The sequence below is a fragment of the Streptacidiphilus sp. BW17 genome (assembly GCF_041262485.1).
Taxonomy (GTDB): Bacteria; Actinomycetota; Actinomycetes; order Streptomycetales; family Streptomycetaceae; genus Streptacidiphilus.
In genome coordinates, this window is the sequence record NZ_JBGCCR010000010.1 from 16,750 (window position 1) to 29,949 (window position 13,200).

Annotated in this window: 17 protein-coding genes; 12 read left to right on the plus strand and 5 right to left on the minus strand. The window is 69.9% G+C overall.

The window, feature by feature from the left end:
* Positions 1-133: 133 nt before the first annotated feature.
* Entirely contained in the window at positions 134-1,171 is a 1,038-nt protein-coding gene (locus ABH940_RS14610) for an epimerase (RefSeq protein WP_370105421.1), read from the plus strand.
* Between the two features lie 44 nt (positions 1,172-1,215).
* Positions 1,216-1,875, plus strand: coding sequence for a LysE family translocator (locus ABH940_RS14615; protein WP_370105422.1), 660 nt, complete (start codon positions 1,216-1,218; stop codon positions 1,873-1,875).
* 12 nt (positions 1,876-1,887) lie between these two features.
* Here ABH940_RS14615 and ABH940_RS14620 read toward each other — a convergent pair whose 3' ends face one another.
* Positions 1,888-2,118, minus strand: a complete 231-nt coding sequence (locus ABH940_RS14620; RefSeq protein WP_370072582.1) for a hypothetical protein — start codon at positions 2,116-2,118, stop codon at positions 1,888-1,890.
* Positions 2,119-2,243: 125 nt separating this feature from the next.
* Between ABH940_RS14620 and ABH940_RS14625 the strand changes: the two genes are divergently transcribed.
* The 7 genes from ABH940_RS14625 (at position 2,244) to ABH940_RS14655 (ending at position 7,029) form a co-directional block, all read left to right on the plus strand.
* The gene (locus ABH940_RS14625; protein ID WP_370072583.1) at positions 2,244-2,567 is read left to right on the plus strand and encodes a hypothetical protein; all 324 of its coding nucleotides are present in this window, start codon (positions 2,244-2,246) and stop codon (positions 2,565-2,567) included.
* Positions 2,568-2,752: 185 nt separating this feature from the next.
* On the plus strand, positions 2,753-3,208 hold the full coding sequence (locus ABH940_RS14630; protein ID WP_370072584.1) for a hypothetical protein: 456 nt from the start codon (positions 2,753-2,755) through the stop codon (positions 3,206-3,208).
* A gap of 104 nt (positions 3,209-3,312) precedes the next feature.
* Positions 3,313-4,605, plus strand: a complete 1,293-nt coding sequence (locus ABH940_RS14635) for a sensor histidine kinase (protein ID WP_370072585.1) — start codon at positions 3,313-3,315, stop codon at positions 4,603-4,605.
* On the plus strand, positions 4,602-5,297 hold the full coding sequence (locus tag ABH940_RS14640) for a response regulator (protein WP_370072587.1): 696 nt from the start codon (positions 4,602-4,604) through the stop codon (positions 5,295-5,297). Before ABH940_RS14635 ends, ABH940_RS14640 begins: the two co-directional genes overlap by 4 nt.
* A 7-nt stretch (positions 5,298-5,304) precedes the next feature.
* Entirely contained in the window at positions 5,305-5,667 is a 363-nt protein-coding gene (locus tag ABH940_RS14645; protein ID WP_370105423.1) for a VOC family protein, read from the plus strand.
* A 99-nt stretch (positions 5,668-5,766) separates the two neighbouring features.
* Complete coding sequence (locus ABH940_RS14650) at positions 5,767-6,015, plus strand: hypothetical protein (RefSeq protein ID WP_370105424.1); 249 nt, start codon at positions 5,767-5,769, stop codon at positions 6,013-6,015.
* A 501-nt stretch (positions 6,016-6,516) separates the two neighbouring features.
* Positions 6,517-7,029, plus strand: a complete 513-nt coding sequence (locus tag ABH940_RS14655; protein WP_370072590.1) for a hypothetical protein — start codon at positions 6,517-6,519, stop codon at positions 7,027-7,029.
* Positions 7,030-7,046: 17 nt separating this feature from the next.
* On the opposite strand, the gene ABH940_RS14660 is transcribed toward ABH940_RS14655, so the two are convergent.
* A complete protein-coding gene (locus ABH940_RS14660) occupies positions 7,047-7,187 on the minus strand; it encodes a hypothetical protein (protein WP_370072591.1) in 141 nt (46 codons plus the stop codon).
* Positions 7,188-7,294: 107 nt separating this feature from the next.
* Positions 7,295-7,504: a hypothetical protein gene (locus ABH940_RS14665; protein WP_370072592.1), complete on the minus strand. Its 210-nt coding sequence runs from the start codon at positions 7,502-7,504 to the stop codon at positions 7,295-7,297.
* A 113-nt stretch (positions 7,505-7,617) separates the two neighbouring features.
* Here ABH940_RS14665 and ABH940_RS14670 point away from each other — a divergent pair, with 113 nt between their 5' ends.
* The 3 genes from ABH940_RS14670 (at position 7,618) to ABH940_RS14680 (ending at position 10,231) form a co-directional block, all read left to right on the plus strand.
* Positions 7,618-8,259 carry an HAD family hydrolase gene (locus ABH940_RS14670; protein WP_370072593.1) on the plus strand — a complete coding sequence of 214 codons (642 nt, stop codon included), beginning with the start codon at positions 7,618-7,620 and terminating at the stop codon, positions 8,257-8,259.
* Between the two features lie 101 nt (positions 8,260-8,360).
* The gene (locus tag ABH940_RS14675) at positions 8,361-9,545 is read left to right on the plus strand and encodes a helix-turn-helix domain-containing protein (protein WP_370072594.1); all 1,185 of its coding nucleotides are present in this window, start codon (positions 8,361-8,363) and stop codon (positions 9,543-9,545) included.
* 299 nt (positions 9,546-9,844) lie between these two features.
* A complete protein-coding gene (locus ABH940_RS14680; protein ID WP_370072595.1) occupies positions 9,845-10,231 on the plus strand; it encodes a hypothetical protein in 387 nt (128 codons plus the stop codon).
* Between the two features lie 878 nt (positions 10,232-11,109).
* On the opposite strand, the gene ABH940_RS14685 is transcribed toward ABH940_RS14680, so the two are convergent.
* Together ABH940_RS14685 and ABH940_RS14690 are read right to left on the minus strand one after the other, a co-directional pair.
* The gene (locus tag ABH940_RS14685) at positions 11,110-12,531 is read right to left on the minus strand and encodes a gluconate:H+ symporter (RefSeq protein ID WP_370072596.1); all 1,422 of its coding nucleotides are present in this window, start codon (positions 12,529-12,531) and stop codon (positions 11,110-11,112) included.
* The gene (locus ABH940_RS14690; protein ID WP_370105425.1) at positions 12,528-13,076 is read right to left on the minus strand and encodes a gluconokinase; all 549 of its coding nucleotides are present in this window, start codon (positions 13,074-13,076) and stop codon (positions 12,528-12,530) included. The genes ABH940_RS14685 and ABH940_RS14690 overlap by 4 nt, the downstream gene beginning before the upstream one ends.
* Positions 13,077-13,200: the final 124 nt, after the last annotated feature.

Consider the following 13,200-nt stretch of genomic DNA (forward strand, 5'->3'; position numbering starts at 1 on the left):
CGCACGATGCGCCGGGGCCCACCCTGCTTTTTGAACGCGTTCAATATTGGCGTACGCTCCTGATCGAGCGGAGGCCGGCCGAGCGTCGTGCTCAGGGCCGTCCGCTGCTGCGCTGAAGGGGGAGCTGGTCGGCATGAAGGTGGTAATTCCGGGCGGAACAGGGCAGGTGGGAACGATCCTGACCCGCTCCTTGGAGGCGGACGGGCACCAGGTGGTCGTGCTCACCCGGTGCCCCGCCCACCCGCGCGAGACGGCCTGGGACGGTCGGACCCTCGGCCCCTGGGCCGAGGCGCTCGACGGCGCGGACGCCGTCGTCAACCTGGCCGGGCGCAGCGTCAGCTGCCGCTACACCCCGGCGAACCTGGCCGAGATGATGGCCTCCCGTGTCGACTCCGCCCGGGTCGTCGGCCAGGCGATCGCGGCTGCTGCCCGTCCACCCCGGGTGTGGCTGCAGATGAGCACCGCGACCGTCTACGCCCACGCGGCGGCCGGTGCGGCGCCGAACGACGAGACGCACGGGGTGCTCGGCGGCACCGAGCCCGACGTGCCCGGCTACTGGGAGTTCAGCGTCCGGATCGCGCGCAGCTGGGAGCGCGAGCAGGAACTGGCCGTGACGCCGCTGACCCGCAAGGTGGCGCTGCGGTCGGCCATGGTGATGAGCCCGGACCGAGGCGGCGTCTTCGACGTGCTGCTCGGCCTGACCCGGCTGGGCCTCGGCGGCGCGGTCGCCGGCGGCGGGCAGTACGTGTCCTGGATCCACGACGTCGACTTCGTCCGCGCGGTGCGGTTCCTGATCGGAGACGAGGGCGGGGCCAAGGGCGAAAGCGACGCAGCGCTCTCCGGCCCGGTGAACCTTGCCGCCCCAGGGCCGTTGCCGCAGCGGGAGTTCATGCGCGCGCTGCGCCAGGCGTGGGGCACGCCGGTCGGACTGCCCGCGACCCGGCAGATGGCGCGCCTCAGCGCTTTGGCGCTCCGGAGCGACGCCGAACTGCTGCTCAAGAGTCGCCGGGTGGTGCCCGGACGACTGCGGGACGCAGGGTTCGCCTTCGAGCACGATCAGTGGCACGACGCGGCGGCCGACCTGGTCCACCGGGTCCGCTGCCGACAGGGCGGCGAACGCAGGGGCGAGGCGCTGCGGTCCGTGCTGACGCCAGCGTGGCTCCACGGCTGAGCGATGACGGCCGAACGGTCGCGCGGCTGAGCGATGATGGCCACATGACGATCCCCTCCGCGCTCGCCTCGTTCGCCGTCGTCGCGGGCCTGCTGACGCTGATACCCGGGCTGGACACGGCCCTTGTGCTGCGCAGCGCCGCCGCGCGGGGCCGGGCGCACGGCTTCGCCACGGCACTCGGGATCAACACCGGTGCGCTGTGCTGGGGTGCGGCGGCGGCCTGCGGTGCGACCGCCGTGCTGACGGTGTCCCAGGACGCCTATCTGGGGCTGCGGATCGCCGGTGCCGGCTACCTGCTGTGGCTGGGCGTCGGCATGCTGCGCGCGGCCCGACGCCCCGAGGCGGCGCTCGGCGGGTCGGTGGGCGACGATCCTGCCCCGGCGCTCGCCCGGCTGTCGGGCTCGTACCGGCGCGGGCTGACGACCAATCTGCTCAACCCGAAGATCGGCGTCTTCTACACCGCGATGCTGCCGCAGTTCATCCCGCCGCACGCGCCGCACCTGGCCATGGGCCTGCTGCTCGCCCTGGTCCACGACGTCGAGGGGATGGCGTGGTTCAGCCTGCTGATCCTGGGCACCACGCGGCTGCGCGCCGCGCTGCGGCACCTCCGCCTCCGGCGCGCCACGGTCCGCCGCGCGCTGGACGCCGTGACCGGCGTGACGCTGATCGGGTTCGGCGTGGAGCTGGCGTTGTCCGAGCGCTGACCGCCCCGCCGATCAGGTCAACGTGTCGCCGTAGCGGGCCGAGACCTCCTTGAGGCGCCTGACCTCCTGATCGTGGCACTCGTGTTCGCACCCGATGAGCTTGCCCGAGACCACTCGCACGCCGACCGCGCAGGCGTGCGGTTCTTCGGGTTCCACGCCCTTGCAGCCGGGCGCGAGGTACTTGTCCGGGGGTGTCCACAGACCGCCGTACGGCTTGGACGGATCTCGAGTCGTCTGCGCCATAAAGCAAGTGTGCGTCAAAAACCCTTGCTGGTAGGGCAGATCGCCGAAGATCGCAACGCACGGGCGACGCGGCGGCGGTGACTCGGGCACCGGGAGGGGAGGAGGCTAGGCCTATTGTGGCGGCTGTGACTGAGAGCAACGCGACCCCCGGACACCACCGCAGCGACGTCATCGCCCACCACGAGACCCCGGAGGACCTCGACGCCCTCCGGCGCCGGACGCACATCTCCAGCAACATCCTGGCCGGCTCGGTCTGGCTGGCCCACAACATCGACCGCGCCGTGATGACCGAGAACGGCCCGCTGCTCCGCGCGCTGGCCTCGGCTGCGGACGCCGTCCACGAGCTCGGCCTCCACCTCAACCAACCGGACCCGGCCCACCTCGCCACCGCGCTGCGCGAGCTGGACGCGGCGCGGGAGCTGGTGCGCGGAGCGCTCGACGGCGACTGAACTACCACTGATCCGCGGCCGGCCTGCGGCTGGTCCACCGATCGGTGGGGCGGACTCAGCCGTCCGGTTGACCGGGAGGATCAGCCCTTGTCCCCGGCGGACGGTTGATGTGGGAGCCGGGGTCGCCCGGCGATTCTGGAGCCAACCCAAGAACAGCCGAAAGGCCGGACAGGAAGGCTCCCGAGATGAACACCGTGCAGACCTCCGTCAGCTCCTCCAATTCCTCCGTCTCCTCGTCCACCACGGCCGAGGCGTTCCGTCCCGTCAAGCGACTGGTCGGCGGCTATGCCGCCCTGAGCGCGGGCACGCTGGTGGTCGCCTACCTCATGCGGAACCACGCAGATCTGGTCACCCCGACCGTCTGGATCCGGGGCGGGATCGTCGCCTTCACCTCGCTGCTGATGCTGGCCCTCGCCGCCGGTGCCGCACGCGGCCGACGCGGCGCGTACCGCCGCCTGCGGATCGCGTCCGGCGTGATGCTGGCGGTGATCGCGGTGATGGCCTCGCTCCCCGGCGTGCTCCCCGTCTGGATGCGGTTCGAGCAGGGCGTCTGCGGCGTGCTGCTGGTCGGCGTCGTGGCGATCGCGAACAGTCGGCGGACGCGCGCGCTCTTCGCCGTCGACGGCCCCGTCGCGCGTTGACGCCGATACATTGGCGGAAGGGCCGACGGTTCAGGGTGTTCCGCACCTTCAGCGGGAGCCGTGTGAGCCACGTGAGCCAGGTGAGCCATCAGGGAGACGCAGTCATGGTGCAGGAGGGCACGACCGGTTCGACGCGGCAGTGGTCCGCGACGGCCACGGTCGTGCCCTATCTGCTGCTCGGGCTGCTGGTCCTGGTCACCGTCGCCGAGAAGGCGGGCAGCCCGACCCAGCGCGGATCGCTGCCGGTCGACCTGCTCCTGTGCGGGGCGGCAGCCGCCTGGATGCTCTGGGTCTTCACCCTGCACCCGGCCTGGCGCGAGCGGCCACACCTGATGGCGGGCTTCTTCGTCGTGCTGATCGCGATCACCGCAGCGCTGGTGGTCAGGGACCCGTGGTTCGGGTTCTTCACCCCAGCCGGATACATCTACGCCTTCCGGCTCCTGCGCTGGCCGGTACAGCTCGTCGGGGTCGGTGCGGTGGCCGTGGTCGCCGGGACGGCGCAGGCGAACGGCATCGACAAGTCGACTGCCGTCGGCGTGCTTGGCTACCTCGGCGTAGTGCTCGCCAACGTGGTCCCGATGTGCGCCGCCGCCGTAGCGATGCGGCGACGCGCCCACGACCACGCCGAGCGCGAGCGCGCCCTCGCCGAGGTCAGTGCCACCAACCGTCGGTTGGAGGCGACGCTGGCGGAGAACGCGGCCCTGCACGAGCAGTTGCTGGCCCAGGCCCGCGCGGCGGGCGTCCAGGACGAGCGCCGGCGGATGGCCCGCGAGATCCACGACACCCTGGCCCAGGGCCTGACCGGGATCATCACCCAGCTCCATGCCGCGGAACACGCGGCAGAGCACGCCGCCGACGCGCCCGAGGTCCGACAGCGCCACATCGAGGCGGCGACGCGGCTGGCGAAGGAGAGCCTGACCGAGGCACGCCGCTCAGTCCACGCGCTGAGCCCCGAGCCGTTGGAGTCGGGGGCACGGTTGGGCGACGCGGTCGCGGGCGTGGCGGAGCGCTGGTCGGCGCTGCACGGCATCCCGGTCCGGGTCACCACGACCGGAACGGTGCGCGCGCTGCCGCCGGAGGCGGAGCTGGCGCTGCTGCGCACCGCGCAGGAGGCGCTGGCCAACGTGGCGAAACACGCACGCGCGTCGCGGGTCGGGGTGACGCTGTCCTATCTGGAGGACGAGGTGGCGCTGGACGTCCGGGACGACGGCAGCGGCTTCGACCCGTCGGGGGTGGCGGCGCGTGTCAATGGATCCGCACCTGTACCGCAGGGCGGGTTCGGGCTGGTGGCGATGCGGCAGCGGATCGAGGGCCTGGCTGGGACCTTGCAGATCGAGTCGGAGCCGGGCGGCGGCACCGGGATCTCGGCGCGGGTCCCGAGGAAGGAAGAAGCGTGAGCGAAGAGAACGTGATCCGTCTGCTGATCGCGGACGACCATCCCGTCGTGCGCGACGGCCTGAGTGGGCTCTTCGCGCGCGACCCGGAGTTCGAGGTCGTCGGCGAGGCCGCGGACGGCGCGGAGGCGGTCCGGCTGACGGAGCAGCTCCGCCCGGACGTGGTCCTGATGGACCTGCGCATGCCGGGCACCGACGGCGTCATGGCCATCCGCGAACTCGCCGCGCGCGGCAGCACCACCCGGGTGCTGGTGCTGACGACGTACGACACCGACAGCCACGTCCTGCCGGCCATCGAGGCGGGCGCGAGCGGCTACCTCCTCAAGGACGCGCCACGCGACGACCTCCTCCGCGCGGTCCGTGCCACCGCGCGCGGCGAGGCGGTGCTGGCACCGTCGGTGGCGGCACTGCTGATGAGCCGCGTGCGCGGGTCGGACCCGACGGAAGCCGGTGACTCGGCTGCCGTCCCAACGAACGGTCCGTTGAGCCAGCGCGAGGTGGAGGTGCTCCAGTTGGTCGCCTCCGGCGCGACCAACCGCGAGGCAGCGGCCAAGCTCTTCATCACCGAGGCCACGGTCAAGTCCCACCTGCTGAACATCTACGCCAAACTCGGAGTCAGCGACCGCGCCGCCGCCGTGAGCGAGGCCTTCCACCGCGGCCTGCTCCAACCCCAGCGGCGTCCGACGCAGGGGTGAGGAGACCATGGCGAACCAGGCTGACGGCATAAGCCTCGACCTCTTCGCGGGCATTCCCGTCAGCGACTACGCGACGGCGGTGCAGTGGTACGAACGGCTGCTCGGCGGCCCGCCCGCGTTCTATCCGCACGCCACGGAGGCGGTGTGGCAGTTGGCGGAGCACCGGTACGTCTACGTCGTCGAGCAGTCGGAGCGTGCCGGAGGCGCGCTGGTCACCCTGTTCGTCGACGACCTCGACGCACGCGTCGCCGCGATCGCGGTCCGGGGTCTGGAGCCGGCGCGGCGGGAGGCTTACCCCGAGGGCGTCCACAAGGTCAGCTACCGCGACCCGGACGGCAACGAGATCGCCTTCGGCGGCAAGGTGTCCTGACTCGGGGGCCCGCGCCGGAGGCGCTTTCGGTCGTCGGCACGATGTCGGTCGACGGTGGGCGCTACGCTGACCGGATCGGGAGCGACAACGGGGGCGACAGTGCTGGTGGCGTGGTGGGTCTGTTGTGCCGTGGTGCTGGTCGGGGTGGAGGTTCCGCTGTTCCGGCGGGCCCACCGCAAGCACAAAGCCTGGATGAACGGCCACATGACCGAGTACCGGGCGATGTCGAGCAAGGAACGGAGCTGGGCGGGCGCGGACCGGGAGCTGTGGATGACATCGGTGATCTTCACGATCATCGCGGTCGTCGTCGGGCCGATCGGCGCAGCCCTGATCAGCGGCAAGATCTAGCCAGGCCCCCGCCGTTCACCTGCCTACGGTCCGCCTGTCCAACAGTCAGCCGCTCGCCGAGTCCCGTGAGCGCAGCCTCACCGAACACCCTCTGCCCCATCCACAACGCCGCCGTGATGCAGGCCTGGAGGGGCAGCAATAGCTGAACTGCCCCTCGTCACGGCCGATTCCGGATCTGGTGCAGGGTTATGTGCAGCGTCGGCGCGCTGCGGGGGTACACCCTACTTGGAACAGCAACTCGTCTACGTGGCTTGGGTTTCAGTCGCGTTCGCCGCGTCGGGCGTCACTCGCCCACGCTCCTGGACCGTTCGACACGACGACCTGTCCGGCCGTCTTTGCTGACTCAACGGCCAAGCAATTCAACGACGTTGGCCCATATGGCATCTCTTTCGCGGCCGCTGCGCGGCCCGGTGTCGATCCTCAGCAGGAGGACCCCTTGAGCGCGCTCACAAAACTGGACCACGAGCCTCAGCCCGCCCCGACTGCCGTACCGCCCACGAGATGACGGCCGCGCCGGTACAGCCCCTGCCGGGGGACTTCTTCGTGGTGAAAGTCGACGGCCCCGTCGGGGTGTTGATATCAATCGGCGAGTTCCTCAATGGCTCCCGATTCGGCCACTGGGACCACGCCGGAGTGTTCGTCGGCGACGGCCAGGTCGTCGAGGCGGAGCCGGGTGGGGCGCGTCTGGCCGGTGCCGACGAGTACGCGGGGCGGCCGATCGCCTGGTCGACGGGCCACATCGATCTGACCGACGTCCGGCGGACCAGGATCGTGACCGCCGCCCGCGGCTTCGTCGGAGTGCCCTACAGCGCCGCGGACTACTTCGCCCTGGCCTTGTGGCACTTCCGCCTGCGGATCCCGTGGGCGAAGCACGTCATGACGTCGCAGAAATCGATGATTTGCAGCCAGTTGGCCGATGCTGCCTACGCCGCCGCCGGCGTCCATCTCTTCAAGGACGGACGCGCCCCAGGTGATGTCACGCCTGCCGATTTGGCGGCACTGATCGGAGCCTGACGCGTTCCCTGCGGTGGTCAGCCCTTGGGGCCGAGCAGGAACAGCACCCCGAAGAGCAGTATCCCCAGGACGATCGTGCAAGCCACCGCCAGGCAGCAGCCCTTGGGGGTGTCTCCTGGCTTCGGGGTGTAATTGGTCTGCGCGGTGTTGGAGGGCATGGCTTGGACCCTACCTGTGCCGTCAGGCAGCGAGTCTCGAGAACATCTCGCTGTCGAGGCGATGGCCTTCTGGGGTCATGGCGGGGAGATACCGACCAAATGCATGATCATGCGGCGAGGGGTTCGGGCTCCGGTTCGTCGTCGGCTCCGTGGGCGCGGAGGGCCTCAATCGCGTGCAGCCACACGTCGACGAGCTGGGTGTGGCGGTGGTGCGCGAGCTGCGTCCACGTGGTGGTGCCGCGGGCATGTACCTGGATCGCGACGTTCGCTTCGATCACCGCCCGCTGCAGTTTGCGCAGCTCAACACCAGAATCCACACGATCATTCTACCGGGCGGCGCTTCAATTCCCGTACCAGGTGGACGACTTCCGCCGAGTCAGCCAACTCGCCAAATCCGCACCCCGGCCAGTCGACCGATAGGCTCGCCCGCATGCAGATCAGCGCTGTGGTGTTCGACGTCGGCGAGACCGTCACCAGCGACCGCCGCTTCTGGGCAGATTGGGCCGACTGGCTCCAGGTCCCACACCACACCCTGTCTGCGCTCGTCGGCGCCGTAGTCGCCCAAGGCCGAGACAACGCGGACGCCCTCCGCCTGATCAAACCCGACCTGGACCTGTGGGCCGAGTACGAGATCCGGGAAGACTCCGGGCACGGTGAGCGCCTCGACGAATCCGACCTCTACCCCGATGTCCGCCCCGCACTGCAGGCCCTCCGCGACGCCGGCCTGTGGGTCGGCATCGCCGGAAACCAGACCACGCGCGTCGGCCAGCTACTGCGTGCCCTTGACCTGCCCGCTGACGCGATCGGTGTGTCCGGTGAGTGGCAGGTCGCGAAGCCTTCCGGCGAGTTCTTCGCGACCCTGTGCACGTGGGCCGACCGCAACCCGGCGGAGATCCTCTACGTCGGCGACCATCCGGCGAACGACATCGCCCCCGCGCAGGCCGCGGGGTTGAAGGCCTGTCACATCCGCCGCGGACCGTGGGGCTACCTCTGGGCCAACGAGGCCGAGGCCGCGGGCGCGGACTACCGCGTCAACTCGCTGACGGAACTCGCCGAACTCCTGGCAGGCTGACAGCAGAAGCGCCCGACCTGGATGGGTCGAGCGCTTCACCGGCACAGCAACTGAGCGCGCAAGTACCGTTCCGGATAGTGAGTCAGGAACGGAGTGCCAGGATGCCACCGCGCAACCCCGACATAGTAGGGGCGCGTATCGCCGCCGCCCGCAAGCTCAAGCGACTGGATCAGGCCGAGCTCGCCGCAGCCGCGCACGTGTCCACGAGCACCATCAAGAAGATCGAGCAAGGCAGCCGATACCCGTCTGATCAGGTGCTGGAGTGCATCGCCGACGCCCTCGACGTCGACCCTGAGCAGCTCCTTGGCAGCGCCGGGTTCACCTCCGGGCGCGTCCATGACGCGATCCCCGCGCTGCGGGCAGCGATCGACGCCTACGACCTCCCCGACGACGGCCCTGTCCGACCCCTGCGGGCCTTGCGTGAGGCCACCGTGGCCTTGGAGCAGAAGCGTCTGGAGTCGCACTACTCGCAGCTCACCCGTGCTCTCCCCGCCCTGCTCGCCGAACTGTCCCGCGCCGTCCACACCCTGACCGGTGTCGAGCAACAGCAGGCCGCCACCCTCCTCGCTTCCGCGTACCGCTCGGCGGACGCCGTGGTGTATAAGTTCCGATACCACGACCTGTCCGCCCGCCTGATCGAGCTGATGCGCTGGTCCGCCCGCCTCGCCGAAGACCCCGCGATCGACGCCACCGCCGCCTACGTGCGCATGGAGACGTTCTTCGCCGACGGGAAGTCACAGAATGTCGCCACTGGGCTGCGAATGCTGGAGGCCGCGATCGACGCCGCACCCACCGGACGCTCCAGAAGCGTCACCGCCGCCGTCGGCGCCCTCCACATGCGGGCCGCTGTAGCCGCCGGCCGCATCCACGACCGCCCCCGGGCGCGGGCGCATCTCGCCGACGCACAACGGTGCGCCAAGCGCGTTCCTGAAGGCGTGTATGCGGGGACTGCGTTCGGCCCTGACTCGTACTACGTGCACCAGGTGGCCGTCGCTGTCGAGCTCGGCGACGCCACGAGTGTCCTGAACGCCGCAAAGTCGTGGAAGCCGCCCGCGAATCTCCCGGCGGAGCGCCGCTCGCACTTCTACATCGACATCGCCCGCGCCCAGCTGTGGCAGTCCCGCGACGACGACGCGTTCGAGTCCCTGCGTGTGGCCCGGTCGATTGCGCCGCAACACGTCCGCGAACACGGCCAGGTCCACCAGACGCTGCAGTCGCTGCTTCGGTCGAAGCACTCGGACCGGGACGCCCTGATCGGCTTCGCGGAGTGGGCCCACGTCGTCTGACCAGCCGTCCACCGGGGACACACAGTGTGTCCCTCGCCTCTCTTCCCAGTCGTCAGCATGGATCACGCCAGCCGATTCGCCCGCTGCGAGGAGGTCCCATGCCTTATCTGCTGGAACGACGCCTGCCCGAAGAGATCAGCATCGCGCGCCTGCATGGTGAGGCGTGCATAGGGTGCGGTGCGACGGGCGCCGGACTGCCCGCTGTCGCCTGCGGGTGAGATCAGGGTCCTCGGCCCGGACGACGAGCGGAAGTTGTGGCCGGTCGTGAGGTGCCCCGACTGCGTGCTGCGGGAGACGTCATGAGCGACACCACCATCCCCGCGCCGCCAGAGCCGACGATCCCTGTCCGCTGGAACACCCCCGACGGCGCCACCCTCCAACAGCTCGTCACCGAGCCCCAGCTCCACGGCGAAGCGTGCATGCTCTGCCACAGCACCCGCCCCGGCCTTGAAGACGCCGGGCACGTGTACGGCGAAGTCGGCGGCGGCTGGCGGGCGGAGGCCTGCCCTGCAGGCGAGTGCGAGGGGGGCGGCGTGAGCCGGACTGTGAAGTACGACCGCCGTGACGGCGGCTACCTGGTCATGGAGAACGGCCGACCGCTCACCGACGAGCATGGGCGCCCGCTGCGGTTTGAGGACCACCAGCGCGCCGAAGAGGTCGCCAAGCGTCGGGACGGTGGCCGGTGACCGGGCCCCGCCCGCCGTACCCGGAGACGCGAGAGCCGTTCACGTGGCCGACCCTGGGCGTGCGCAAGTGGCGGGCGCCGGAGCGCTCGTACTTCGGCACGTGCAACCCGGCGGCGACCGCCGAGGATCACGTCTGCCCAGTCGGTGTGCGGAAGGTGAACGGGCGCGTGTACGGGTGCGACTGTGCCTGTCACACTGCGGACCGAGCTCGGCTGACGGGGCGTTGAGGAGGATATGGAGGGCGTGCGGGACGGGCATTCACTACCACTCGCTTGGGCTGTCCAACCGACCGCCAGAACCCTTTCCCGGCAGCAGACGTCTCCTAGTCGGCAGAACCGTGTAGTAGCCACTCAGTCTCGGAGGGACCTGGGACCAACTCCGCAGAACTGATGCCGAGGGCCCGGGCGAAGCGCGCGAGTTGATCGACGCTCACCTGGTAGACATCGTTCTTGGCTCGGCTGACCGTCTTGTGGTCTGGGGAGTGCGCGACGAACCCCTCCCCGACTGGATCCAGCAACACCGCTGGGCCGTCGGCGCACTCCTGCGCGCAGCCCGCAACTCACGCGCCCTCAGTCAGGTCCAACTCGGCGAGATCGCGGAGACGTCCTACATTCGACGATCTACGCCTTGAAACCCTCAATGCCACGTAGCGGCGACAGACTCCCACCCAGTTGTGCTGGTGGGCACCGGGGTGGGTAGGCGCGAACCCCCGGAGCGCCAGCACCTGACACGGACTCAGAGAGAGATCTCAGAAGTTCACAAGTTACGGATGAGTACGGGATGAGGTAGGCCATCGCTTGTAGTTGCCCGGGTAGACGACAGGGCGGCTGCAACGAGTCGAGAGAACCCGTTGCAGCCGCCCCGCAGAGCCAGAGACGCTATATGACCAGCGACAACGGCAGAATCAGAAGGATCGCGGTGACGGAGATCAGGGTCTCCATCACCGACCAGGACTTGACCGTCTGGCCGACGCTCATCCCGAAGTACTCCTTGACCAGCCAGAACCCGGCGTCGTTCACGTGGCTGAAGAAGAGCGAGCCCGCGCCGACCGCCAAGACCAGGAGGGCCGTGTGGGTTGTGCTCATGCCGACCGCGAGCGGGGAGACGATGCCCGCTGCAGTGATCGTCGCGACCGTTGCCGAGCCGGTGGCGAGGCGGATGAGGACGGCGATCAGCCAGCCCAGCAGCAGGGCGGAGATGTGCAGCTTGTCCGCCCAGGAGCTGACCGCGTTGGCGACGCCGACGTCGACCAGGGTCTGCTTGAAGCCGCCGCCCGCGCCGACGATGAAGACGATGCCGGCGATCGGGCCGAGCGAGGAGCTTAGCGAGTCGGAGATGCGCTGCTTGGTGAAGCCGGCGCCCTTGCCCAGGGTGATCATGCCGACGAGCACCGCCAACAGCAGTGCGATCAGCGGCGAGCCGACGAAGTCGAAGATCCGCTGGACGACGGCGGTCGGCGAGTTGACGACGACGTCGAAGAACGCCTTGGTCAGCATCAGCACGACCGGCAGCAGGATGGTGACGAGCACCGCGCCGAAGGCCGGGGTGTGCTCGGAGGAGTCCACCGCGGTGGAAGCCGCGGCCGCCTCGGATGCCGTCTGCTCCGGGATCTCCAGCGGGCCGACCCAGCGCTCGGCGACGCGGGAGAACAGGGGGCCCGCGATGATCAGGCAGGGGATGGCGACCAGCAGGCCGAGCGCAAGGGTCACGCCGAGGTTGGCGTGCAGGGCGGTGACGGCGACCAGCGGGCCCGGGTGGGGCGGGACCAAGCCGTGGAGGATCGAGAGACCCGCCAGCGCGGGTATGCCGACGCGCATGAGCGGGAGGTTGCCGCGGCGGGCGACCAGCACCACGATCGGGACCAGCAGCACCACGCCGATCTCGAAGAAGAGCGGCAGGCCGAGCACGGCCGCGATCAGCGCCATCGCCCAGGGCAGCTTCCGGCCGCTGGAGCGGGCCAGCACGGTGTCGGCGATGACGTTCGCGCCGCCGGAGTCGGCCAGCAACTTACCGAGCATCGCGCCGAGGCCGATCAGCAGCCCGGTGCTGGTCACGGTCGCACCGAAGCCGGTCCCGAAGCTGTCGGTCAGCTTGTCGAAGGGCGCGCCGGCCACCACGGCCAGCACGATCGAGCCGAGGGTCAGGGCGAGGAAGGGGTGCAGCTTGAGCCTGGTGATCAGCAGCACGATCGCGCCGATGCTGACCAGGGCGGCGAGCAGCAGCTGGCCTTGGCTGTGGGAGTGGGCGAGGGCAGGGGTCGCGTCCGCCAGCAAGGCGGTGGGGGTGGACAGGCTGGTCACGCGAGGTCTCCGTTGACAGGCCGTGGCAGCAGTGCCACGGCGGACTCGACGAGGTTTTCCGGGGAGGCGTCGACGTCCAGGACCGCGCCGTTCTCGTCCGCGCCGAGCGGTTCGAGGATGGCGAGCTGGGAGTCGAGCATGTGGGCCTTCATGAAGTGACCGCTGCGGTGCGCGAGACGCTCCTCGATGAGCGCGTCCGGGCCGGTCAGGTACAGGAAGAAGGCCGAGGGACAGGCTTCGCGCAGCAGGTCCCGGTAGCTGCGCTTGAGCGCCGAGCAGGTGACGACTCCCCCGTTGCCGACGGCGACCTGCTCGCCGAGCCAGGTGCCCAGGGCCCTGAGCCACGGCTCGCGGTCCTGGTCGTCGAGGGGGTGCCCGGCCGCCATCTTGGCGATGTTGGCGGCGGGGTGGAAGTCGTCGGCTTCGCCGTAGGGCAGGCCGAGGCGCTGGGCGAGGCCCTGGGCGACGGTGGTCTTGCCGACCCCCGCCACACCCATGACGACGATGGCCATCGCCGGGCGCTGGATCTCGACGCTGAGAGCCATTGCTGGTGCTCCGTTCTTCATTCTGGTCGCCACAGTGTCGTTCAAAGGTATGACTTAATCAACCCCTGTTTCCACAATGGTCATACTTACTGCCCGCGGTACGGGTTCGGCCGTACGCCCCCTA